This window comes from Mycobacterium sp. Marseille-P9652, from assembly GCF_902652685.1.
Taxonomy (GTDB): domain Bacteria; phylum Actinomycetota; class Actinomycetes; order Mycobacteriales; family Mycobacteriaceae; genus Mycobacterium.
The window spans coordinates 14,030-36,475 of sequence record NZ_CACRUY010000013.1 but is presented as its reverse complement, the minus strand read 5'-3'; the positions used below and the strand labels follow the sequence as shown (position 1 = coordinate 36,475).

Here is a 22,446-nt window from a genome sequence, read left to right as displayed (position 1 = left end):
GATGCCCGCATGAGCGGCGGCGGTGGGGGTCGCCGCATGCACCCGACCGTCGCGCCGGGTCGGGAACGGCGCGCGCCCGGCTGCCAAGGGTGTCGACACTCCAGAAATCCTCTCCTGGGCCAAAACTGAGGCTGATGTTAGATTCAGATGCTGGTCTTGGCCAGATCTGCGCTGCAGGGATTGATGGGAGCCGCGCCATGATCAAACCGCACAACACCAACACCGAGTTCGAGCTCGGCGGGATCAATCACGTCGCGCTGGTGTGCTCGGACATGGCGCGCACCGTGGACTTCTACGCAGGCGTCCTCGGCATGCCGCTCATCAAGTCGCTCGACCTGCCCGGCGGGCAGGGCCAGCACTTCTTCTTCGACGCCGGCAACGGCGACTGCGTCGCGTTCTTCTGGTTCGCCGACGCCCCCGACCGCGTGCCGGGAATCTCGTCTCCGGGCGCCATTCCCGGCATCGGGGACATCACCAGCGCGGTCAGCACCATGAACCACCTGGCGTTCCACGTGCCGGCCGAGAAGTTCGACGCCTACCGCCAACGCCTCAAGGAAAAGGGCGTGCGGGTGGGGCCGGTGCTCAACCACGACGAGAGCCCGATGCAGGTGTCGGCCACGGTGCATCCGGGGGTGTACGTGCGCTCGTTCTACTTCCAGGACCCCGACGGCATCACCCTCGAGTTCGCCTGCTGGGTCAAGGAATTCGACGGCAACGGGGCCGGCGCGGTGCCGAAGACGGCGGCCGACCGGCGTCCCGCCGTGCCGGCCGGCCGGCCGTGACCGACGGCATCCTCTCCGATGCCGAGATCGCGGCGCTGACGCCAGGGGAGCGACGCGACCTGATCAACCGGCTCGAACAACCCCTGAACGACCTCATCGACCCGGTGTTCCTGGCCCGCGTCCGGCGCACCCGGCTGAGGCTGATGGTCGGCGGCTCTGCGGTGATGATCCCCTGGCTGGGCTATCTCTCCACGACGTTGCCGGAGGACTACGTCGCGCACAACTGGCCACTGACCTGGTTGGGCTACGACGCTTTGCTGATGGTGTTCATGATGGTGACGGCGGCCCTGGGCTACCTGCGCCGCCAGCTGCTGATTCCGGCCGCGTTCACCACCGGGGTGCTCCTGATCTGCGACGCGTGGTTCGACCTCACCACCGCCGGGCCGCGGGACATCTGGCTGTCGGTGGTCAGCGCCGTGCTGATCGAGCTGCCCCTCGCGGCCTTCATGATCTTCAGCGCGCTGCGGCTCATGCGCCTGACCATGATGCGCTTCTGGCTGGTGCGTCCGGGCATGCGGCTGTGGGAACTGCCACTGCTGCCGTGAGCGGCCAAGCCGTTAGAAACCGGCCTCACCTGGGAAAACTATGGCATGACCCAGACCATCCTCACGGACCTGCAGATCGCGGGGCTCACCCCCGAACAGCGCAGGGACCTCATCACCCGCCTCGAGCTGCCCGTGAGCGAAGTGGAGGACCCCGAGGTGCTGGCCCGGATGCGCCGCGTCCGGCTGGGGCTGGTCGTCGGCGGTCTCGTCGTGATGATCCCGTGGATCGGCTATCTCGGCGTGACCCTGCCGCAGAAGTACGTCGCCCACAACTGGCCGGCGACCTGGATCGGCTTCGACATTCTGCTCATGTCGTTCATGGCGGCGACGGCCGTCTTCGGTTACCAGCGGCGCTTCCTGCTGCTGCTCACCGGGTTCACCACCGGCGTGCTGATGATCTGCGACGCGTGGTTCGACCTGATGACCGCCAAGCCGGAGGACGCCTGGCTGTCCGAGATCACCTCGCTGCTGATCGAGGTGCCGATGGCTTTCCTGCTGATGGGCGGGGCCCTGCGGGTGTTGCGGTTGACCCTGACGCGCGTGCTGATCAATCCCGACGTGCGGCTGTGGCATCTGCCGCTTTTTCCCTGATCCGGTACAGGCGTGGCTCGGCGAGCTCGTCCAGCGTCGCGCTCAGCTGATCGACCAGCTCGCCCGGTTCGAGCCGGACGTCGCCGGCCAGCCAGGCGCTGAGGGTCTGCCCGACGCCGCCGACCACGAAGTGCGCGACGGCCTTGATCCGGTCGTTTGCCGGTACCCGCAGGCTGTCGCCGACGTGTTGGCCGGACAGCATGGCGAACAGGGCGCTCGATTCCGCGCGCTTGCGCACGACCACCGGATCGGCCAGCTGGGTGCTGAACAACAGCCGCCCGACGCGGGCGTCGCTCACCACCGTGCGGACGATGTTGGCCATCGCCGCGCGATTCTGCTCGGCGGCCGGCACCGCGGCCACCGCGGCCTGCGTGGTGGCGGGCAGCTCGGCGACCACCCAGTCGAACACCGCGGAGATGAATTCGTCCTTGTCGGCGAAGCTTTCGTAGAAGTAGCGCGCGGCCAGGCCGGCCTGCCCGCACACGCTGCGCACGGTGACGGCCGAGAAATCATGCTGCTCCGCGCCGAGCAGGTCGAGGCCCGCGGCCAGCAGCCGGTTGCGGCGGGTGGCCAGCCGCTGGGCGGCGTCGACGCCGCGATAGGGCCGGTTATGCGGGGCGGCGCGCCTTTGCACCATCTTGACACCATAGGCCACCTGCGGAGACGATCTGGAAACAGATGTTGTCACAATTTGCCTTCGGGGGGTCGTCACGATGGTGCGGCAGGCGGTCGGCGGGCCGGTCCCGCACGTCGAGCGCGGGGCGTCCGACCCCCCGCGTCCGGGGCGGCGCCCGCGCGGGCGGGCCCCGCGTATCGACGAGGCCCTGATGGGCATCACGCTGCTGGCCGGCCCGGCGAACGTCATCATGCAGCTGGCGCGGCCCGGCGTCGGCTACGGCGTGATGGAGAGCCGGGTGGAAAGCGGCCGCGTCGACCTGCACCCGGTCAAGCGGGCGCGTACCACGTTCACCTACCTCGCCGTGGCCATGTGCGGCAGCGACGCCCAGAAGGCGGCCTTCCGCCGGGCGGTGAATCGGGCGCACGCGCAGGTGTATTCGCTGCCCGACAGCCCGGTGGCGTACAACGCCTTCGACGTCGACCTGCAGCTCTGGGTGGCGGCCTGCCTGTACAAGGGCGGGCTCGACGTCTACCGGACGTTCGTCGGGGAACTCGACGACGAGGACGCCGACCGCCATTACCGCGACGGCATGACGCTGGCCACCACGCTGCAGGTGCCGCCGGAGATGTGGCCGGCCGACCGGGCGGCGTTCGACCGGTACTGGCGGGAGTCGCTGGCCCGGGTGCACATCGACGACGCGGTGCGCGAGTACCTGTATCCGATCGCCGCGTCGCGGTTGCCGGGCGTCGCCTTGCCGGGCCCGCTGCAGCGCCTCGCCGATCGCGTTCCCCTGCTGATCACCACCGGTTTTCTGCCGCAGCGGTTCCGCGAGGAGATGCGGTTGCCCTGGGACGCCGCGCGGCAACGGCGCTTCGACCGCCTGATGGCCGTCATCGGCGCGGTCAACCGCGCGATGCCGCCGTCCGTGCGGCAGTTCCCGTTCAACCTGCTGCTCGCCGACGTCGACCGCCGGATCAGGACGGGCCGCCCGCTGGTATAGCCCCGCCGGCGAGCGAATCCCGCCCTTGGGCCGTACGCGCTCAACGGCGCCTCTCCCTGTGAGCTGCGCAAATACGCGGGCCGTCCGCCTAGTTGTTAACGATAATCATTTTCAGTAGGCTTAGCGGCCAGCCCAGGTTTCTTGTCAGGAGTGCCTTTCCATGACGTTGCGCTTGCCACCCCAAGGCCCGGCCGGCCCCCGGGGCGCGGCGGCGTCGCATGTCGGCGCGGGCGGATGGCGATGACCGCGCCGATCTGGATGGCGGCACCGCCGGAGGTGCACTCGGCGTTGCTCAGCAGCGGGCCGGGGCCGGGCGCCCTGGTGGCGGCCGCTGGGGCGTGGGACTCCCTCGGCGCCGAATACGCCTCGGCGGCCGACGAACTCGCCGCGTTGGTGGGGTCGGTTCAGGCCGGTGCGTGGGAGGGCCCGACCGCCGAGTCGTTCGCCGCCGCGCACGTGCCGTACCTGGCGTGGCTGAGCCAGGCCAGCGCCGACAGCACGGCGGCGGCCGCCCAGCTTCAGACCGTGGCCGCGGGCTACACCGCCGCGGTGGCGGCCATGCCCACGCTCGCCGAACTGGCCACCAACCACATCGTCCACGGCGCGTTGCTGGCGACGAATTTCTTTGGCATCAACACGATTCCGATCGCGGTCAACGAGGCCGACTACGCGCGCATGTGGGTTCAGGCCGCCGTCACGATGGCGACGTATCAAGCCCTGTCCGGCGCCGCGGTCGCGTCGACCCCGCAGACCGCGCCGGCGCCGCCGATCGTCAAATCGGACGCCAACCCGGCGTCGTCGGCGACCGATCTGGCGCAGGGCCTCGAACAGCAGATGCAGGGCGTCGTGCAGCAGATCCAGCAGTTCCTGCAGAACCCGCTGTCGCTCCAGCAGCAGATCGCCCAGGCCCTGCAGGCGAATTCGGAGTCCGACAACCCGCTGCAGCTGCCGCCGCAGTGGGTGGACTTTCTCCAGAACAGCCTGGGCATCGGCAACACCCAACTCGCCCACGACCCTCTGGTCGACAATCCCCTGAATCAGTTCATCGCCCAGATCCTCCAGAATTTCGGGGTCAATTGGGACCCGGCCGGCGGCACCGTCAACGGGCTCGAATACGACGCCTACGCGGATCCCGGCCAGCCGATCTTCTATGTTGTTCGGTCCCTGGAAGTGCTGGAGGACTTCGAGCAGTTCGGCGTCTACCTGACCCAGAATCCGGTGCAGGCTTTCCAGTACCTGGTCAGCTTGGAGTTGTTCGACTTTCCGCTGCACATCGAGGCGGTGCTTTCCTACGCGGTCAGCCAGCCGGCGGCAATCCTCGCCGCGCTGCCGGCGGCGGCCGCCCCGCTCGCCGCCGCGGGTGGCCTCGCCGGGCTGGCCGGCGTGGGTGCGATGCCGACGCCCCTCGCGCCGGCCTTGGCGGCCGTCCCCGCCTCGCCCGGTGTGCTGCCGGCTGTCGGATTGTCGTCGATCGCGGCACCGGCCACGGCACCCGCCTCGGCGCCGTCGCCGGCGCCCACGCCCAGCCCGCCGTCGGCCCCGGGCCCTCCGCCGGCACCGGCGCCCCCCGCACCGGCCGCCGGCGCGACGGGCTTCATCCCTCCGTATGCGGTGCCGCCCGTCATCGGGTCGGGGTCCCCGATGAGTTCCGGCGCCGCGGCCGGCGCGAGACGGAAGGCGCCGGAAGCCGGTAGCGCCGCGGCGGCCGCCGCGGCGAGCGCCTGCGAGGCGGCGCGGGCCCGCCGCCGGCAGCGGGCGCGTCAGCGTGGCCACAGCGACGAGTTCATGGATATGACCGTCGACCTCGACCCGGATTGGGACACCCCGCCGGCCGCGCCTTCGTCGGTATCTGGCCAAGGCGCCGGAACTCTTGGGTTTGCCGGGACGGCGCCGAAGGAGTCGGCTGCGGCGACCGGCCTGACCACGTTGGCCGGCGACGACTTCGGCGGTGGTCCCCGGATGCCCATGATGCCCGGCACCTGGGACTCTCTTTAGAAGAGCGTGCCGGGCCGTGTCTAAGCAGGGCTCGGTCACCGTGCCGCACAACGGGTTTCGGCCGTGACGGTCGGCTCGATCCGAGCAGCCACCGGCACGGTGACACCTCGTTCGGCTACTCTCGGCGTAATGCGTAGCGAAGGTGATACCTGGGACATCACAACGAGTGTCGGTTCGACCGCCCTGTTCGTGGCGACGGCGCGAGCCCTGGAGGCGCAGAAGCCCGACCCGCTGGCCGTCGATCCGTACGCGGAGCTGTTCTGCCGCGCCGTCGGCGGCCCCGCGGCGGCCGTCCTCGACGGGGAGGCGCCCGACCATCACCTGAAGACTCCCGACTGGGGCGAGCATTTCGTCGACTTTCAGGGTGCCCGCACCAAGTTTTTCGACGAGTATTTCCGTCGGGCCGCCGACGCGGGTGTGCGGCAGGTGGTCATCCTGGCGGCGGGGCTGGACTCCCGCGCTTACCGCCTGGACTGGCCGGCCGGGACCACGATCTTCGAACTGGATCAGCCGCAGGTGCTTGCCTTCAAACGGCAGGTACTCAGCGATCATGGCGCCCAACCGCGCGCCGAGCGCCGCGAGATCGAGGTCGACCTCCGCGACGACTGGCAGAAAGCGTTGCGCGACAACGGCTTTGATCCCACCAAGCCGTCAGCGTGGATTGCCGAGGGCCTGCTGATCTACCTGCCCGCCGCCGCGCAGGAGCAGCTGTTCACCGGCATCGACAGCCTCGCGGCCGCCGGCAGCCACGTCGCCGTCGAGGACGGAGCGCCATTGGATCCGAACGAGTTCGAGGCCAAACGCGAAGAGGAACGCGCCGCGATGGCCTCGGGCGAGGACGAGCGCCCGTTCTTCCAGTTGGTCTACAACGAGCGGTGCGCGCCGGCAACGGAATGGTTCGGCCAGCGGTGCTGGACCGCGGTCGGCACTCCGCTGGCCGACTACCTCCGCGACAACGGCCGGCCCCTCCCCGCCGCCGACACCGAGGCGGGGTCGATGATCGCCCGTAACACCTTGGTCAGCGCGATCAAGTCATAAGCGGGGCCCGGGCGTCCCCACCGCCCGCCGCCCTACTTGTGCACGGCCTCGCGCACGCTGGTTGCCACCCACTTCCCCGTCCGACTGCGGGTGACGTACTCGCGAACGCGCGGGCTGACCAGCCGTACGACGGCGTAGATCGCGAAGCTGATGGCGCTGATGAAGACGCTGGCCTTGACGTCGGGTCGGAGCAGGCTCAGCACGAGTCCGCCGTCGGCGGCGATCAACGCAAAACCGATCGACAACGCGATGAGCACCGGGGTGCGGGCGGTGAGGCGGGTGGCGGCGGCCGCGGGTGTGATCGCCAGGCTGAGGACCAGCAGCGTGCCGACGATCTGCGCGGCTTCCGTCACGGTCAGCGCGAGCAGGTACACGAACAGGAGCCCGACCAGCCGGGTCGGCACCCCGCGCGCGAGGGCGACGTCGGGATCGACGGAGGCGAACAGCAGGGGCCGGTACAGCAGCGCCATCGTGGCCAGCACGCCGACCGCGACGGCGATGAGCAGGGTGATCTGACCGGGGCCGACGCCGAAGAGTTGCCCGAACAGGATGTTCGTTGCCGCCGTCGCGAACCCCTTGTAGAGCGACAGCAGGTATACCCCGACACCGAGGCCGAAGGCGAGGATCACCCCGATCGCCGAGTTCCGGTCACGGGGACGATTGCCCAGGAGCCCCATCGCGGTCGCCACCACCAGCGACCCGAGCAGCGCGCCCAGGACGGGGTTGTCGGCGACGAGCAAGCCGGCCGCCGCGCCGGTGAACGCCAGCTCGGCGGCGCCGTGCACCGCGAACGCGAGGTCGCGGATGATCACGAACGGACCGATCAGTCCGGCCGTCACGGCCACCAGGGTCGCCGCGATCAACGCGTTCTGGACGAACGCGTCCTGCAGATAGTCCGACAGCGTCACAGGGCAAACACCGAGTCGTCGTGATGGCCGCCGACCTGCACCGCGTCCGACGCGGCGACGATGATGAGCCGCCCGTGGAAACGCAGCACCTCGACGCTGGTCTGGTAGAGCTCCGTCAAGGTGGCGCTGGTGAGCACCTCGTCGGGCGTTCCGATCGCCCAGCGGGTGCCGACGAGGTAGAGCACCCGGTCGACGACGTTCAGGATCGGGTTGATCTCGTGGGTCACGAACACCACAGCGACGTCGGAGTCGCGGCGTTGCCGGTCGAGGGTATTGACGACCTCGGCCTGGTACTTGATGTCCAGCGACAGCAGCGGCTCGTCGCACAGCAGCAGCTTCGGGCTCCCGACCAGCGCCTGGGCGATGCGCAGCCGCTGCTGCTCGCCGCCGGAAAGCCGCCCGATCGGTTCGTCGGCGAATCGCGACGCCCCGACCGCGTCGATCGCCGCCTCGACGCGGCGCCGGCGCGCCGCGCTTGGCAGCCCGACTCCCCAGCGGTGCCCGTCCACCCCGAACCGCACCAGGTCCGTGCCGCGGATCGGCAGGTCGCGGTCGAAGCCCCGGTGTTGCGGGACGTACCCGATGGCGTGGTTGCCGCGCCGCGGCGGTTCGCCGCATACCCGTGCCGACCCCGACGACAGGGCCGTCAGCCCGAGCAGCACCCTGATCAGCGATGTCTTGCCGCAGCCATTCGGCCCGAGCACGGCGACGAACTCCCCGGGCGCCACGGCCAGGTCGACGTTTTGCCAGAGCGGCCGCGAACCGAAGCTCAGGCCGGCGGCGGCCAGCTCGGCCACCGGCGCGGCAGGTCCGGGGCGGTCGGAGGTCGTCACGGGTTCACTGTCCCAGCGCGCCGGCGAGCTCGTTGACCTGCCTCAGCTGCCACGCCTGGAAGCTCGCGTCGGAGGACGGCATCGTTTCGGTCACCCCGACAACCGGTATTCCGGCCTGCCGCGCCAGGCCCTTGAGCGCGTCGGTGGCCGGGCTGGTGACCTGGGCGTCGTACAGCAGGACCTTGATCGCCTTGTCCTTCACGGCGGCGTTCATCGCCGAGTTGTCGGCGGGGCTCGGGTCGTTGCCGTTCTCGATGGCGCGCGCGAACGACTCCGGTGTCGCCACTTTCAGTCCGGCGGCCTCGATGAGGTATCCCGGCACCCGTTCGGTGTACCCGACCGGCGAACCGGCGTGTTTGGCCCTTATGTTCGCGATCGCGTCGGTGATGGGAGACAGGCTGTCGCCGAACGTCTTTGCGCCGGCCGTGAAGGCGGCCGCGTCCGACGGGTCGAGCGCGGCGAGTTGCGCCGCGATCGCCGAACTCACCTGAGGAACCTTCGCGATGTCGTACCAGATGTGGGGGTTGGCGCCGGATCCCGAGATGTGCATGAGGTCGGCCGCGGTGAGAACCGTGCGACTCGGGTTGGGCGATGCAGAAAGCAGCTTGCCCACGAAATCGTCGTAGCCCAAGCCGTTGACGATCACAATCTGCGCCTTGCTCAGCGCGGCGGCCGTCCTCGCGTCTGACTCGTACAGGTGGGGATCGGCGTTCGGGTCGGTGATCACCGAGGTGACGTTGACGTGGTCGCCGCCGATCTGTTTGGTGATGTCGCCCCAGAAGTTCTCCGCGGCCACCACGTCAACCGCACCCGCCCGGGGGCCCTGTGCGGGACGGGAGTTGGAGCCGCAACCGGCGAGCGTCAGGAGGAGGCACGCCGACACCAGCACGACCGCGGTTGCCATCGCGGGACGACGGGCGTGGTGGGTCACACCGAACTCCTGTCCGCGGGCCAAAATGATAATGATTGTCGTTAGCATATGCGGGCCGCACGCCGGTGGACAAAGATGCCAGCTCTGGCGCGACGTTTCTGGCCGGATCGGACATACCGCGCCGCATGCGCGGCGACTAATATTTGTCGTTGTCGGACGCATGATTGCGAGGCGAGATGACAACTACACATGCTGAGCACGTCGGCCATGACCATCGCCACGGCGAGGGGTGTGGGCATGTCGCGGTTCCCCACGGCGACCACGTCGATTACGTGCACGACGGCCACCTTCACCGACAGCACGACGGTCATTACGACGAATGCGAGACGTCCGGCGATCACGCGGTGCACGAGGGCCACGACCACACGCACGGCGAGGGCTGCGGCCATGTGGCCGTGCCGCACGGCGACCACGTGGACTACATCCATGATGGTTGCCGGCACGCGGCTCACTCCGGGCACTACGACGAGCACTGAGCGCCCGCCAAGGCGTTAGCGGCCGATCGATTCCACCGTTGCGCCGCCCCAAAAACTTGCGGCGGGCCGCTCTCGAGTAGAGCCGTGACGCCGCAACCGTAGGCGCGGTCCCCAGACTTTGCGCGCGCATGGAACTTTTGCGGGCTTCCGGCCGACTACTGAGCGACGCCGCCCCTCAGCCTTGGCGGTCGTCGAGCCCACAACAGGTCAAGGAGCCGCCGCATGACCGCGCCGGTGTGGATGGCTTCGCCGCCGGAGGTGCACTCCGCGCTGCTCAGCAGCGGCCCGGGGCCGGGCGGTTTGCTCGCGGCCGCCGCGACGTGGAGTTCGCTGAGCGCGACCTACGCGTCCACCGCGGAGGAACTCAGCGCGCTTCTGGCGGCGGTGCAAGGCGGAGCGTGGGAGGGGCCCACGGCCGAGCAATACGCGGCCGCCCACGCGCCCTATCTGGCCTGGCTGATGCAGGCGAGCGCCGACAGCGCCGCTGTGGCCGCCCAGCATGACACGGCGGCGACCGCGTACTCCGCGGCGCTGGCGGCGATGCCGACCTTGCCGGAATTGGCTGCCAATCACGCGATTCACGCGGTGCTTGTGGCAACAAACTTCTTCGGGATCAATACTATTCCACTCGCGCTCAACGAGGCCGACTATGTCCGGATGTGGATCCAGGCAGCCACCACAATGGCCACGTACCAGGCGGTTTCGGGGACCGCCGTCGCGTCGGCGCCGCGCACCGCGGCGGCACCGCAGATCCTGCACGCGGCCGACGACAACAGCGACGGCACCGACACCGCCGACAGTGGCGACATCATCGACAACGACGGCGGTGACCCCACGCAGCTGAGCTGGTGGGTCAACCGCGTCACCGAAATCACCCAGACGCTGGGCCGGGACCTCGAGGAGTTCCCGGAGAACCCGGCCGAGGCCATCTCGCAGGTCCAGAACGACATCCCGCTGCTGGTCGCCGACGAGTTCACCCACGTGGACGAGGTCTTGCAGACGTTCCCGCAGTTACAGCTGATCGCGCCGCTCGCGCTCGTCCTACCCGCGGCCGGCGCCGGGTTCGGCGGCCCGGCCGGGCTCAGCGGGTTGGCCGGTATCCAGCCCGACGCGACGCCCGCCGTGGCCGCCGCGCCGATACCCCAGGCTACGACCGTGCCCGTCGCCGCCACCTCCCCGGCGGTGACCGTCGCGTCGGCTCCCGGATCGGCCCCCCCTTCCGCGCCGGCCGCCGCCCCGTCGGCGGCGCCGGCCACGGTGCCCGCGGCGGGGGCACCACCACCGCCGCCGGCCGGGCTCGACGGCGCGGGTTACCCCTACCTCGTCGGTCCCGGCGCGGGGTTGGGCTCGTCGCTGAGCGACAGCGCCGGGTACGGCGCGACCAAGAAGGCGCCGGACCGCGCGTCCGCTACGGCGGCGGCGACCGCCGTCGACTCGCGGGCCGCCGCACGGCGGCGCCGCCGCGCGAAGCTGCGCGGCCACGGTGACGAATTCATGGACCTGAACGTCCAGGTCGAACCCGACTGGGCCGGACCGCCGGGGGAGCCGCCGACCGTCGCGTCCGGGCAGGGAGCGGGGACGCTGGGCTTCACCGGCACTGCGACCAAGGAGGCCACCAAGGCGGCGGGAATGGCCACGCTCGCGGGCGACGAGTTCGGCGGCGGACCCACGCTCCCGATGATGCCGCAGACCTGGGACGGGGATCGCGCGTCCAGCTAGGACGGGTTTTGCTAATGGGAATGATTTTCAGTAAGCTCCGCTGCGTAGTGGGCGCCGGAGAAAAAACGCCGTTGACCACGCACGATGCGTTGCCGTCGCGACCGAAGACGGTCCGCGCACACGACCCCGCGCCCCGACACTTAGGTAATGCAATGCTAACTTCAGGCGAGCTTAGGTTAGGGGACACTATGTTCAGGAGCAGCGGCCGTGGAGCGCGGTGAAACCGGCGTGCTGACGTCGCGGCCCCAGAACCTCCGGGTGGACGGCGACGTCGTCAGCCGGTTCGCCACGTGTTGCCGCGCGCTCGGCATCGCCGTCTACGACCGGCAGCGACCGGCCGACCTGGCCGCGGCGCGCTCGGGATTCACCGCGCTGACCCGCATCGCCCATGACCAGTGCGACGCCTGGACCGGCCTCGCCGCGGCCGGCGACCTCTCGGGCCGAGTGCTCGAGGCCGTCTCGCGCACCGCGAAGACGGCGGGCGTGTTGCAGCGCCAGGTGGAACTCGCCCCCGGCGCCCTCGGCTTCCGCTACGACACCGGCCTGTACCTGCAGTTCCGCGCGACCGACCCCGACGACTTCCACCTCGCGTACGCGGCGGCGCTCGCCGGCGCGGGAGAGTTCGCCCGGGCTCACGAGATCGTCGCCGGGCTCACCGACCGCCGACCGGGTTGGCCCGCGGCGCGGTGGGTTGCCGTCGTCATCAACTACCGCGCCGAGCGCTGGTCGGACGTCGTCAAACTGCTGACCCCCATCGTCAACGACCCCGATCTCGACGAGGCCTTCGCGCACGCGGCCAAGGTGACGATGGGCATCGCCTTGGCGCGCCTGGGGATGTTCGCCCCCGCGCTGTCGTACCTCGAGGAGCCCGACGGCCCGGTCGCGGTGGCGGCGGTCGACGGCACGCTGGCCAAAGGGCTCGTGCTGCGCGCGCACGTCGACGAGGAGTCGGCAAGCGAAGTGCTGCAGGACCTGTACGCGGCCCACCCCGAGAACGGGCAGGTCGAACACGCCCTGACCGACACCAGTTTCGGCATCGTCACCACGAGCGCCGACCGCATCGCGGCGCGCACCGACCCGTGGGATCCCGAAACCGAGCCCAGCCCAGGCGATTTCGTCGACCCCGGCGCGCAGGAGCGCAAGCATGTGCTGCTGGCGGAGGCCGAGCGCGAGCTCGACGAATTCATCGGCCTGGATCAGGTCAAAGACCAGGTGGCGCGGCTCAAGAGTGCGGTGGCCATGGAACTGGTGCGCAAGGCGCGCGGGCTGGAAGTGGCGCAGCGGACCCACCACCTGGTGTTCACCGGCCCGCCCGGGACGGGTAAGACCACCATCGCCCGCGTCATCGCCAAAATCTATTGCGGTCTCGGCCTTTTGAAGAAGGAGAACATCCGGGAGGTGCACCGGGCCGACCTGATCGGTCAGCACATCGGCGAGACCGAGGCCAAGACCAACGCGGTCATCGACAGCGCACTGGACGGGGTGCTGTTCCTCGACGAGGCCTACGCGCTGGTGGCCACCGGCGCCAAGAACGACTTCGGGCTGGTGGCCATCGATACCCTGTTGGCCCGCATGGAGAACGACCGCGATCGGCTGGTCGTCATCATCGCCGGGTACCGCGCCGATCTGGACAAGTTCCTCGACACGAACCAAGGTCTGCGCTCGCGGTTCACCCGCAGCATCGACTTCCCGTCGTACAAGCCGGCCGAGCTGATCGAGATCGCGAACTTCATGGCCCACAAGCGCGACAGCGTTTTCGACCGGGCCGCTCTCGAGCACCTCGACGCGTTGTTCACGCACCTGTCCGAAACGTCCAAGCCCGACTTCAACGGCGTCGAACGCCGGGGCCTGGACATCGCCGGCAACGGCCGCTTCGTCCGCAACGTCGTCGAAAAGTCCGAAGAGGAACGCGAATTCCGGCTGGATCACTCCCAGCACGCCGAAACCGGCGAGTTCACCGACGAGGAGCTCATGACGATCACGGACGCGGACGTCAGGAACTCGGTGGAGCCGCTGTTGAACGGCCTCGGCCTGTCGGTGCCGGCATGACCAATCCGGACGTGGACGAGGACCGGCGGTCGTTTTCGTCGCGAACCCCGGTCAACAACAACCCCGACCGGGTGGCCTACCGCCGCGGTTTCGTCACCCGGCATCAGGTCACCGGGTGGCGTTTCGTCATGCGCCGGATCGCCTCCGGCATCGCGCTGCACGACACCCGGATGCTCGTGGATCCGCTGCGCACCCAGTCGCGCGCGGTCGTGATGGGCGTGCTGATCGTGATCACCGGCGTGGCGGGCTGCTTCGTGTTCTCACTCATCCGGCCCAACGGGTCCGTCGGCAACAACCTGGTGCTCGCCGATCGATCCACCGACGCGCTCTACGTGCGGGTCGGCGAGAACCTCCACCCCGTGCTCAACCTGACGTCGGCCCGGCTGATCGTCGGCCGGCCGGCGAACCCCGCCCTGGTGAAAAGCGCTGAGCTGGACCGCTTTCCGCGCGGGAACCTGATCGGCATTCCGGGTGCGCCCGAGCGCATGGTGCAGAACACGGCGCGGGACGCGAATTGGACGGTGTGCGACGGCGTCAGCGGAAGCGGCCGCGGAGCCCACAGCACCGGTGTGACGGTGATCGCCGGTCCGCCCGACAGCCGCGGCAGCCGCGCGGCCGCGCTCGGATCCGGGCAGGCGGTTCTGGTGGACAGCGGCAGCGGCACCTGGCTGCTGTGGGACGGCAAGCGCAGCCAGATCGACCCGGCCGACCACGCGGTCACCACTGCGCTGGGATGGGGCACCGACGTGCCCACCCCGCGGCCCATCGCACCGGGGCTGTTCAACGCGATACCCGAGAGTCCGCCGCTGGCGGCGCCCGGCATCCCGAATGCCGGTGCCCCGGCCAACTATTCGGTGCCGGCACCGATCGGGGCGGTGGTCGCGTCCTACGGCCTGGACCAGAACCCGTCGGCCGCCGTGCGCTACTACGCCGTGTTGCCGGACGGCCTGCAACCGATCTCTCCCGTGCTCGCCGCGATCCTGCGCAACACCAACTCCTACGGCCTCGACCAACCGCCGCGGCTCAGCGCCGACGCGGTGGCCAAGCTGCCGGTGTCACGGATGCTGGACACCGCGCGGTTCCCCGACCGCCAGATCACGCTGGTCGACGCGGCCAAGAACCCGCTCACCTGCGCATCGTGGAGCAAGCCGGCCGGTGCCGCCACGAGTTCGCTGACCCTGCTGTCCGGGTCGGCCTTGCCGGTGCCCGACTCGATACACACGGTCGACCTGGTCGGCGGGGGCGCCCCGGGAACCGCGACCCGCGTGGCCCTGCCGCCGGGCACCGGTTACTTCGCCCAAACCGTCAGCGGCGGCCCGTCCTCGCCGGGCGTCGGCTCACTGTTCTGGGTGTCCGACACCGGCGTGCGCTACGGCATCGACACCGAGGGCGAGAGCGGCCGCGGCAAAACCGTTGAGGCGCTTGGCCTGAACGGCACGCCGGTCGGCATTCCGTGGTCGATGCTGTCACTGTTTGCGACCGGTCCGACGCTGTCGCGAGCCGACGCGCTGCTCGCACACGACGGACTTGCCCCGGACACCAGGCCCGGCCGGCCGGTGTCCGTCGATGGAGGGACCCGATGAGTCGCCTGATCTTCGAAGCGCGACGGCGCGTCGCGCCGCCCGGCACCCGCAAGGGCGCCATCACGATCGAGGCCCCGCCCGAGTTGCCGCGGGTGATCCCGCCGTCACTGCTGCGGCGCGCGCTTCCGGTCGTGATCGTCATGCTGATCGTCGGCATGGTCGTCGCCCTGTTCGCCACGGGGATGCGGGTCATCTCGCCGCAGACCCTGTTCTTCCCGTTCGTCCTGTTGCTGGCCGCCACCGCGCTCTACCGCGGCACCGGCAACAAGATGCGCACCGAGGAGGTCGACGCCGAGCGGGCCGACTACCTGCGCTACCTGTCAGTGATCCGGGACAACATCCGTACGCAGGCCGCCCAGCAGCGCGCCGCCGCGCAGTGGTCTCATCCCGACCCCAGGGAATTGGCCGCCGTGCCCGGGTCGCGCCGTCAGTGGGAGCGCGACCCGCACGACGCGGACTTCCTGGTGCTGCGGGCCGGCCGTGACGAGGCGGCCCTCGACACCGCGCTGCGGGTCAAGGACACCGCTGACGAGATCGACCTGGAGCCGGTGTGCCACAGCGCATTACGCAGCCTGCTCGACACCCATCGCACCGTGCGCGACGTGCCGGTCGGGATCGACCTGTCGAAGGTCGCGCGGATCACGGTCACCGGTGACGCCGACGAGGTGCGCGCGGCGTTGCGCGCCTGGATCGGCCAGGCCGTGACGTGGCACGATCCGACGGTGCTCGGCGTGGCCCTGGCCACGGGCGATCTGGAGCGCCCGGACTGGTCCTGGCTGAAGTGGTTGCCGCACGTCGACATTCCCGGCGAGCTCGACGGCGTGGGCCCGGCCCGCCTGCTGTCCAACGACCCGGACGAATTGGCGACCCTGCTGGGGCCGGCGCTGGTCGACCGTCCCGCATTCACCGGCGAGAAGGCCGACACCCTGCGGCATCTGCTGATCGTGGTGGACGACCCGGACTACGACCTCGACGCCTCGGCACTGGCGGTGGGACGGGCGGGTGTCACCGTGGTGTACCGGTCGGCCACGGAACCGCACCGCGAGCAGTACTCGGATCCGGAACGGCCGATCCTTCGAGTCGCGCGGGGCGCGATCGAGCGCTGGCAGACCGGTGGTTGGCAACCCTACGTCGCCCACGCCGACTTACTCGGCGTCGACGACGCGGGGCACCTGGCCCGGCAACTGTCGCGGTGGGACTCCAACCCCACGCACACCGGGCTGCGCTCGGCGGCCACGCGCGGCGCGAGTTTCACCACGCTGCTGGGCATTCCGGACGCGTCACAGCTGGACGTGCCGACCCTGTGGGCGCCGCGGCGCCGCGACGAGGAACTGCGCGTTCCCATCGGCGTGACCGCGACCGGGGAGCCGCTGTTCTTCGACCTCAAGGACGAGGCGGAGGGCGGAATGGGCCCGCACGGCCTGATGATCGGCATGACCGGCTCCGGGAAGTCGCAGACGCTGATGTCGATCCTGTTGTCGTTGTTGACGACTCACCCGGCCGACCGGCTGATCGTCATCTACGCCGACTTCAAGGGCGAGGCCGGCGCCGACAGCTTCCGGAACTTCCCGCAGGTCGTCGCGGTGATCTCGAACATGGCGGAGAAGAAGTCGCTGGCCGACCGGTTCGCCGACACCCTGCGCGGCGAGGTGGCCCGCCGGGAGGCGCTGCTGCGCGAGGCCGGCCGCCGCGTGCAGGGCAGCGCGTTCAACTCGGTCGTCGAGTACGAGAACGCCTGCCAATCCGGGGCCCCCGGCACCGCCGACCTGCCGCCGATCCCCACGCTGTTCGTTGTCGCCGACGAGTTCACCCTGATGCTCGCCGACTATCCCGAGTACGCGGAGCTTTTCGACTACGTGGCACGCAAGGGCCGGTCGTTCCGCATCCACATCCTGTTCGCGTCCCAGACGCTGGACGTGGGCAAGATCAAGGACATCGACAAGAACACCTCGTACCGCATCGGGCTGAAAGTGGCCAGCCCCAGCGTGTCCCGCCAGATCATCGGCGTGGAGGATGCCTACCACATCGAGTCCGGCAAGGAGCACAAGGGCGAAGGATTTCTGGTGCCCGCCCCCGGCGCCGCGCCGGTCAAATTCCGCAGCACCTACGTCGACGGAATCTACGAGCCGCCGACGAAGGCCAAGTCGGTTGTGCTGCAGTCGGTTCCGGAGCCGAAGTTGTTCACGGCGGGCCGGGTGGAGCCGGATCAGGCGACGGTGATAGTCAGCGGCGAGGAGGAAGACACGGCCGGGCCGCCGCGCAAGCTGATCGCGACCATCGGCGAGCAGCTGGCCCGCTTCGGGCCGCGGGCGCCGCAGCTGTGGCTGCCGCCGCTCGACGAGCCGATCCCGCTGACCGCGGCCCTGGCCCGGTCGGGTGTGCCACAACGCCAATGGCGCTGGCCGCTCGGCGAGATCGACAAGCCGTTCGAGATGCGCCGCGACCCGCTGGTGTTCGACGCCACGTCGTCGGCCGGGAACATGGTCATCCACGGCGGGCCGAAGTCCGGGAAATCGACTGCGCTGCAAACGTTCATCCTGTCGGCGGCGAGCCTGCACTCGCCGCGCGAGGTCACGTTCTACTGCCTGGACTACGGCGGCGGAAAGCTGCGCGCGCTCTCCGACCTGGCGCACGTGGGCAGCGTCGCATCGGCGCTGGAACCCGAACGGATCCGCCGCACGTTCGGCGAGATCGAACAGCTGCTGCTGTCCCGGCAGAAGCGGGGGATGTTCCGGGACAAGCACGGCGCGGCGCCCGACGATGGCTTGGGTGAGGTGTTCCTGGTCATCGACAACCTCTATGCGTTCGGGCGGGACAACTCCGACCAGTTCAACACCCGTAATCCGTTGCTGGGCCGGGTGAGTGAGCTCGTCAACATCGGCCTGGCGTACGGCATTCATGTCGTCATCACCACCCCGAGCTGGCTGGAGGTGCCGCTGGCGATGCGCGACGGGCTGGGGCTGCGGCTCGAGCTGAGGCTGCACGACGCGCGCGACAGCAACGTGCGAGTGGTCGGCGCCTTGCGCCGGCCCGCGGAAGCGGTACCGGCCGACCAGCCGGGCCGGGGGCTCACGATGGCGGCGGAGCACTTCCTGTTCGCGGCCCCCGACCTCGAACAGATCGGCGCGATCAACGCCCGCCATCCCGGGGTGGCGGCGCCGCGGGTGCGGCTGCTTCCCACCAACCTGGCCCCCGCGGCGGTCCAGCCGCTCTACCGGGGTCCCGAGCGCGTGGTCGTCGGCCAGCGGGAAGAGGATCTCGCGCCGGTTGTCCTCGACTTCGCGGACAACCCGCTGTTGATGGTGTTCGGCGACAGCAAGTCCGGCAAGACGACGCTGCTGCGCCACCTCATCCGGGCCGTCCGCGAGAACTCGACGCCGGACCAGGTGGCCTTCACGGTGCTGGATCGGCGGCTGCACCTCGTCGACGAACCGCTATTCGCCGACAACGAGTACACCGCCAACATCGACCGGATCATCCCGGCGATGCTGGGGCTGGCCAACCTCATCGAGTCCCGGCGACCGCCGGCCGGCTTGTCGGCGGCCGACCTGTCGCGCTGGACGTACGAGGGCCACACCCACTACCTGATCATCGACGATGTGGACCAGATACCGGATTCCGCGGCGATGAGCGGTCCATACGCCGGGCAGCGGCCGTGGACCCCGCTGCTCGGGCTGCTCTCCCAGGCGGCCGATCTGGGCCTGCGGGTGATCGTCACGGCGCGGGCCACCGGGTCCGGGCACGCGCTGATGACCAGCCCCCTGCTGCGCCGCTTCAACGACCTGCAGGCGACCACGTTGATGCTCGCGGGCAATCCCCAAGACAGCGGCAAGATCCGGGGCCAGCGCTTCGCCCGCCTGCCCGCGGGCCGCGGAATCCTGTTGGGCGACAGCGAGACCCCGACGTACGTGCAGTTGGTCAACCCGCTGGTCGGCGCGCCCGTCGCCGGTGGCCCGAACGGCGAACTCGCGCATTGATGGTCGACGAGAAACGGAAGAGAGGGGAGTTGTCATGACGTTGCGGGTGGTTCCCGAGGGTCTGGCCGCGGCCAGCGCGGCGGTCGAGGCGCTGACGGCGCGGTTGGCGGCGGCGCATGCCGCCGCGGCACCCGCGATCACCGCGGTGGTGCCGCCGGCGGCCGACCCCGTGTCGCTGCAGACGGCGGCCGGATTCAGCGCCCAGGGCCAGGAGCACGCCGCCGTGGCGGCGCAAGGAGTCGAGGAGCTGGGCCGCGCCGGCGTGGGCGTCGCCGATGCGGGCGCAAGTTACCTCGCGGGGGACGCCGCGGCGGCCGCGACGTGGGGCGCGGACGTCTGACCCATGAGTGCGCCCATCTGGATGGCTTCGCCGCCCGAAGTGCATTCGGCGTTGCTGAGCACCGGTCCGGGACCGGGGTCGCTGCTGGCGGCCGCCGGGTCCTGGACCTCGCTCAGCGCTGAATACACCTCGGCGGCAGCCGAACTGGGTGGGATGCTCGCCTCGGTACAGGCAGGCGCGTGGGAGGGGCCGACCGCGGAGCGGTACGTCGCGGCGCACGCGCCGTACCTGGCGTGGCTGCAGCAGGCCGGTGCCGACAGCGCCGGCGTCGCCGCGCAGCACGAGGTCGCGGCGACGGCGTACACCGCCGCGCTGGCGGTGATGCCCACCGTCGCGGAACTCGTCGCGAACCACGTCATCCACGGGGTCCTGCTGGCGACGAACTTCTTCGGGATCAACACGATTCCTATCGCGCTCAACGAGGCCGACTACGCGCGGATGTGGGTCCAGGCCGCGACCGCGATGAGTGCCTACCAGGCCGCGTCGGGTGCGGCCCTGGCGTCGGCCCCGCGAACCGGTCCCGCGCCGAGCGTGGTGAAGCCCGGTCAGGCCGCCTCGTCCGGCCCCTCGCTAGACCCTGCGGGTCTGTTGTCCGGGTATCAGAACTTGATGAGCCAGTTCACGCAACTGCTGCAGAATCCGGTGGGAACGCTGCAGCAGATCATCGCCGCCTTCTCCGCCAATCCCGTTGCGGCGCTGATCGCCTACGGTCCGCTGCTTTTGTTCACCGCCTACGAGGTCATCTCGCCCATCGCCACCTACGGGCCCATGCTCGCCGCGTTGCCGCTGAGCCTGAGCCTGGCTCTGGGCGCGCTGACGCTGCTGGCCGCCGGACCGATCGCGCCGGTCGCGGTGGGGGCCGCCGCGGCAACGCCGGTGTCGCTCGCGTCCACCGGTTCACCGGCGTGGCCGGTGGCCGGCCTGGCGCCGTCGATCCCGAGCCCCGCAGCGGCCCCGGTGACCGCGAACGCGCCCGCCGCCGGCCCGCCCGCCGCGTCCGCCCCGGCGGTCACCACCGCGGGCTTCGCCTACGCCGTGGCCGCCGGTGCGGGTCCGGAATCCGATCCGGGGCCGACGCTGATCGGACGAGGGGGGGCCAAGGCGCCGGCGGCGACCATTCCCGCCGCGGCCGCAGCGGTTCGACGTCCGGCCGAAGCGAGGGCGCGCCGGCGACGGCGGGCCGCCATGCGCGAGTACGGCGACGAATTCGTCGACATGGACTCCGACATCGGTGTCACACCGGAGTACGGCCGGCGCGAGGGGCTCGTCGGCGCGGTTGCCTCCGGCAACGGGGCCGGGGCGCTCGGGTTCGCCGGGACCGCCCGAAAGACGACCGGCTTCCAGGTCACCGGGTTGACCACGGTGGGCGCCGACGAACTCGCCGGCGGCGCACGGCTGCCCATGATGCCGGGCACCTGGGAACACCCGGGTGCGGGGGAAGGGCGGCAGGAAGGGGGAGACAGCGAGCACGATGCGAGCCGGTAACCGAAACATCAAGGGATCGACCAGAAGGGAACCGTTATGAGTTTGTTGGACGCGCACATTCCGCAATTGGTGGCGTCGCAGTCGGCGTTCGGCGCCAAGGCTGGGGTGATGCGCAGCACGATCAGCCAGGCCGAGCAGGAGGCGCTCTCGGCGCAGTCGTTCCACCAGGGTGAGGCCTCGGCGGCGTTCCAGGCCGCGCATGCCCGGTTCGTGGAGGCGGCGGCGCGGATCAACACGCTGCTCGACATCGCCCAGGCCAACCTCGGGGATGCCGCGGGCACGTATGTGGCCGCCGACGCGGCGGCGGCATCGGGCTACACCGGTTTCTGAGCTGGCCACCAGGAGAGAAAGGGCTTTGTGATGTCACAGATCATGTACAACTACCCGGCGATGCTCGGGCACGCCGGGGACATGTCGGGATATGCCGGCACATTGCAGGGGCTCGGCGCCGACATCGCCACCGAGCAGCAGGCGTTGTCCAACGCGTGGCAGGGCGACACGGGGATCACGTACCAGGCGTGGCAGGCGCAGTGGAACGAGGCGATGGATTCCTTGGTGCGGTCCTATCAGGCGATGGCCGCCACCCACGAGTCCAACACCTTGGCCATGTACGCCCGCGACACCGCCGAAGCCGCCAAGTGGGGCGGCTGACCACCTCGTCATGACCAGGGAGCCGAACGCCGTCGAGCTGACGGTCGATCAAGCGTGGTACATCGCGGAAACCATTGGGGCGGGCAACTTTCCCTGGGTTCTCGCGATCACCACGCCGTACCGTGACGCCGCGCACCGCGCCGCGTTCCTCGAGCGTCAGCGCACCGAGCTCGTCGGCATGGGCCTGGTGTCCGAGGGTGGCGTCGTACACCCGGCAGTCGCGGGCTGGATCAAGGCGGTGTGCTTCCCGGATCGCTGGCTGGACCTGCGTTACGTGGGAAGCGTCGCGGCCACCGGCACCGGGGAGCTGCTGCGGGGGGTGGTCGCGCAGCGTCCCGGGGTCACGGGCAAGACGATCGTCGCGCTGCGCAGCGCGCAACTGATCACCTTCACCGCCATGGACATCGACGACCCGCGAGCGTTGGCTCCGGTTCTCGGCGTCGGGCTGGCGCAGCGGTCGCCGGCGTGTTTCGACGAGTTCAGCCTGCCGATGCGTGTCGGGGCGCGCGCCGACGAGCGCCTGCGGGCCGGCGCCCCGCTGACCGAAGTCCTTGACTACCTTGGCGTTCCGAGGTCGGCGCGCCCCGTCGTCGAATCGGTCTTCACCGGGCCGCGGAGCTATGTCGAGGTCGTCGCCGGCTGTCGCCGCGACGGCCGGCACGCCACCACGGAGGTCGGCATGAGCATCGTCGACACGACCGCCGGGCGCGTGCTGGTCAGTCCGTCTCGCGCGTTCGACGGCGAGTGGGTGTCGACCTTCAGCCCGGGGACGCCCTTCGCCGTCGCCGCGGCGATCGAACAACTGACCGCGTTTTTGCCCGACGAGCGATGGTTCCCCGGCCAACGGCTCTCCCGCGATTTCTCACCTCAACACGCCTGAACGCACCAAGACAGAAAGAGATCACGATGTTTCACCCATGGCCT

20 protein-coding genes are annotated in these 22,446 nt (G+C 70.1%); 16 read left to right on the top strand and 4 right to left on the bottom strand.

From position 1 onward, the window contains the following. Positions 1-197 precede the first annotated feature (197 nt). From GPY60_RS10015 to GPY60_RS10005, 3 genes are read left to right on the top strand one after another with little or no spacing between them, the layout of a single operon-like run. Positions 198-782 (top strand): VOC family protein, encoded by a 585-nt coding sequence (locus tag GPY60_RS10015; RefSeq protein WP_156687510.1) that lies wholly within the window; start codon positions 198-200, stop codon positions 780-782. Next, positions 779-1,327, top strand: coding sequence for a hypothetical protein (locus GPY60_RS10010; protein ID WP_156687509.1), 549 nt, complete (start codon positions 779-781; stop codon positions 1,325-1,327). The genes GPY60_RS10015 and GPY60_RS10010 overlap by 4 nt, the downstream gene beginning before the upstream one ends. Positions 1,328-1,372: 45 nt before the next feature. After that, complete coding sequence (locus tag GPY60_RS10005; protein WP_156687508.1) at positions 1,373-1,918, top strand: hypothetical protein; 546 nt, start codon at positions 1,373-1,375, stop codon at positions 1,916-1,918. On the opposite strand, the gene GPY60_RS10000 is transcribed toward GPY60_RS10005, so the two are convergent. Further along, complete coding sequence (locus GPY60_RS10000; protein WP_156687507.1) at positions 1,875-2,555, bottom strand: TetR/AcrR family transcriptional regulator; 681 nt, start codon at positions 2,553-2,555, stop codon at positions 1,875-1,877. The genes GPY60_RS10005 and GPY60_RS10000 overlap by 44 nt on opposite strands. 76 nt (positions 2,556-2,631) lie before the next feature. Between GPY60_RS10000 and GPY60_RS09995 the strand changes: the two genes are divergently transcribed. The 3 genes from GPY60_RS09995 to GPY60_RS09985 all read left to right on the top strand — a co-directional run bounded on the left by GPY60_RS09995 (position 2,632) and on the right by GPY60_RS09985 (position 6,570). After that, positions 2,632-3,537: an oxygenase MpaB family protein gene (locus GPY60_RS09995; protein ID WP_156687506.1), complete on the top strand. Its 906-nt coding sequence runs from the start codon at positions 2,632-2,634 to the stop codon at positions 3,535-3,537. A gap of 240 nt (positions 3,538-3,777) precedes the next feature. Then, a complete protein-coding gene (locus GPY60_RS09990) occupies positions 3,778-5,532 on the top strand; it encodes a PPE family protein (RefSeq protein WP_156687505.1) in 1,755 nt (584 codons plus the stop codon). 129 nt (positions 5,533-5,661) lie between these two features. Continuing rightward, the gene (locus GPY60_RS09985; RefSeq protein ID WP_156687504.1) at positions 5,662-6,570 is read left to right on the top strand and encodes a class I SAM-dependent methyltransferase; all 909 of its coding nucleotides are present in this window, start codon (positions 5,662-5,664) and stop codon (positions 6,568-6,570) included. Between the two features lie 32 nt (positions 6,571-6,602). Here GPY60_RS09985 and GPY60_RS09980 read toward each other — a convergent pair whose 3' ends face one another. Genes GPY60_RS09980 through GPY60_RS09970 form a run of 3 tightly spaced genes read right to left on the bottom strand, consistent with a single transcriptional unit; the run spans position 6,603 to position 9,242 of the window. Beyond that, entirely contained in the window at positions 6,603-7,478 is an 876-nt protein-coding gene (locus tag GPY60_RS09980; RefSeq protein ID WP_156687503.1) for a metal ABC transporter permease, read from the bottom strand. After that, complete coding sequence (locus tag GPY60_RS09975; RefSeq protein WP_156687502.1) at positions 7,475-8,311, bottom strand: metal ABC transporter ATP-binding protein; 837 nt, start codon at positions 8,309-8,311, stop codon at positions 7,475-7,477. Before GPY60_RS09975 ends, GPY60_RS09980 begins: the two co-directional genes overlap by 4 nt. Positions 8,312-8,315: 4 nt before the next feature. Next, positions 8,316-9,242 carry a metal ABC transporter solute-binding protein, Zn/Mn family gene (locus GPY60_RS09970; protein WP_231639542.1) on the bottom strand — a complete coding sequence of 309 codons (927 nt, stop codon included), beginning with the start codon at positions 9,240-9,242 and terminating at the stop codon, positions 8,316-8,318. Between the two features lie 176 nt (positions 9,243-9,418). Here GPY60_RS09970 and GPY60_RS09965 point away from each other — a divergent pair, with 176 nt between their 5' ends. The 10 genes from GPY60_RS09965 (at position 9,419) to GPY60_RS09920 (ending at position 22,402) form a co-directional block, all read left to right on the top strand. Continuing rightward, complete coding sequence (locus GPY60_RS09965; RefSeq protein ID WP_156687501.1) at positions 9,419-9,718, top strand: hypothetical protein; 300 nt, start codon at positions 9,419-9,421, stop codon at positions 9,716-9,718. A gap of 222 nt (positions 9,719-9,940) precedes the next feature. Further along, positions 9,941-11,437, top strand: a complete 1,497-nt coding sequence (locus tag GPY60_RS09960) for a PPE family protein (protein WP_156687500.1) — start codon at positions 9,941-9,943, stop codon at positions 11,435-11,437. Positions 11,438-11,644: 207 nt separating this feature from the next. Next, on the top strand, positions 11,645-13,486 hold the full coding sequence (gene eccA / locus GPY60_RS09955) for a type VII secretion AAA-ATPase EccA (RefSeq protein WP_156687499.1): 1,842 nt from the start codon (positions 11,645-11,647) through the stop codon (positions 13,484-13,486). Continuing rightward, a complete protein-coding gene (gene eccB, locus GPY60_RS09950; RefSeq protein WP_156687498.1) occupies positions 13,483-15,069 on the top strand; it encodes a type VII secretion protein EccB in 1,587 nt (528 codons plus the stop codon). Before eccA ends, eccB begins: the two co-directional genes overlap by 4 nt. Continuing rightward, complete coding sequence (eccCa, locus tag GPY60_RS09945; protein WP_156687497.1) at positions 15,066-19,046, top strand: type VII secretion protein EccCa; 3,981 nt, start codon at positions 15,066-15,068, stop codon at positions 19,044-19,046. The genes eccB and eccCa overlap by 4 nt, the downstream gene beginning before the upstream one ends. Positions 19,047-19,080: 34 nt before the next feature. Continuing rightward, on the top strand, positions 19,081-19,386 hold the full coding sequence (locus GPY60_RS09940) for a PE family protein (RefSeq protein WP_156687496.1): 306 nt from the start codon (positions 19,081-19,083) through the stop codon (positions 19,384-19,386). A gap of 3 nt (positions 19,387-19,389) precedes the next feature. Further along, positions 19,390-20,871, top strand: coding sequence for a PPE family protein (locus tag GPY60_RS09935; protein ID WP_156687495.1), 1,482 nt, complete (start codon positions 19,390-19,392; stop codon positions 20,869-20,871). A gap of 36 nt (positions 20,872-20,907) precedes the next feature. Then, on the top strand, positions 20,908-21,201 hold the full coding sequence (esxG, locus tag GPY60_RS09930; protein WP_156687494.1) for a type VII secretion system protein EsxG: 294 nt from the start codon (positions 20,908-20,910) through the stop codon (positions 21,199-21,201). 30 nt (positions 21,202-21,231) lie between these two features. Next, positions 21,232-21,522, top strand: a complete 291-nt coding sequence (locus GPY60_RS09925; RefSeq protein WP_156687493.1) for a WXG100 family type VII secretion target — start codon at positions 21,232-21,234, stop codon at positions 21,520-21,522. A 10-nt stretch (positions 21,523-21,532) separates the two neighbouring features. Next, entirely contained in the window at positions 21,533-22,402 is an 870-nt protein-coding gene (locus tag GPY60_RS09920; RefSeq protein WP_156687492.1) for an ESX secretion-associated protein EspG, read from the top strand. Positions 22,403-22,446: the final 44 nt, after the last annotated feature.

Coding starts and splice junctions, on each gene's coding strand:
- GPY60_RS09990 (WP_156687505.1), top strand. CDS start 3,778: ATGACCGCGCCGATCTGGATGGCGGCACCGCCGGAGGTGCACTCGGCG.
- GPY60_RS09935 (WP_156687495.1), top strand. CDS start 19,390: ATGAGTGCGCCCATCTGGATGGCTTCGCCGCCCGAAGTGCATTCGGCG.
- GPY60_RS10000 (WP_156687507.1), bottom strand. CDS start 2,555: ATGGTGCAAAGGCGCGCCGCCCCGCATAACCGGCCCTATCGCGGCGTC.
- esxG (WP_156687494.1), top strand. CDS start 20,908: ATGAGTTTGTTGGACGCGCACATTCCGCAATTGGTGGCGTCGCAGTCG.
- GPY60_RS10015 (WP_156687510.1), top strand. CDS start 198: ATGATCAAACCGCACAACACCAACACCGAGTTCGAGCTCGGCGGGATC.
- GPY60_RS09925 (WP_156687493.1), top strand. CDS start 21,232: ATGTCACAGATCATGTACAACTACCCGGCGATGCTCGGGCACGCCGGG.
- GPY60_RS09940 (WP_156687496.1), top strand. CDS start 19,081: ATGACGTTGCGGGTGGTTCCCGAGGGTCTGGCCGCGGCCAGCGCGGCG.
- GPY60_RS10005 (WP_156687508.1), top strand. CDS start 1,373: ATGACCCAGACCATCCTCACGGACCTGCAGATCGCGGGGCTCACCCCC.
- eccCa (WP_156687497.1), top strand. CDS start 15,066: ATGAGTCGCCTGATCTTCGAAGCGCGACGGCGCGTCGCGCCGCCCGGC.
- GPY60_RS09920 (WP_156687492.1), top strand. CDS start 21,533: ATGACCAGGGAGCCGAACGCCGTCGAGCTGACGGTCGATCAAGCGTGG.
- GPY60_RS09985 (WP_156687504.1), top strand. CDS start 5,662: ATGCGTAGCGAAGGTGATACCTGGGACATCACAACGAGTGTCGGTTCG.
- GPY60_RS09960 (WP_156687500.1), top strand. CDS start 9,941: ATGACCGCGCCGGTGTGGATGGCTTCGCCGCCGGAGGTGCACTCCGCG.
- GPY60_RS09965 (WP_156687501.1), top strand. CDS start 9,419: ATGACAACTACACATGCTGAGCACGTCGGCCATGACCATCGCCACGGC.
- eccB (WP_156687498.1), top strand. CDS start 13,483: ATGACCAATCCGGACGTGGACGAGGACCGGCGGTCGTTTTCGTCGCGA.
- GPY60_RS09995 (WP_156687506.1), top strand. CDS start 2,632: ATGGTGCGGCAGGCGGTCGGCGGGCCGGTCCCGCACGTCGAGCGCGGG.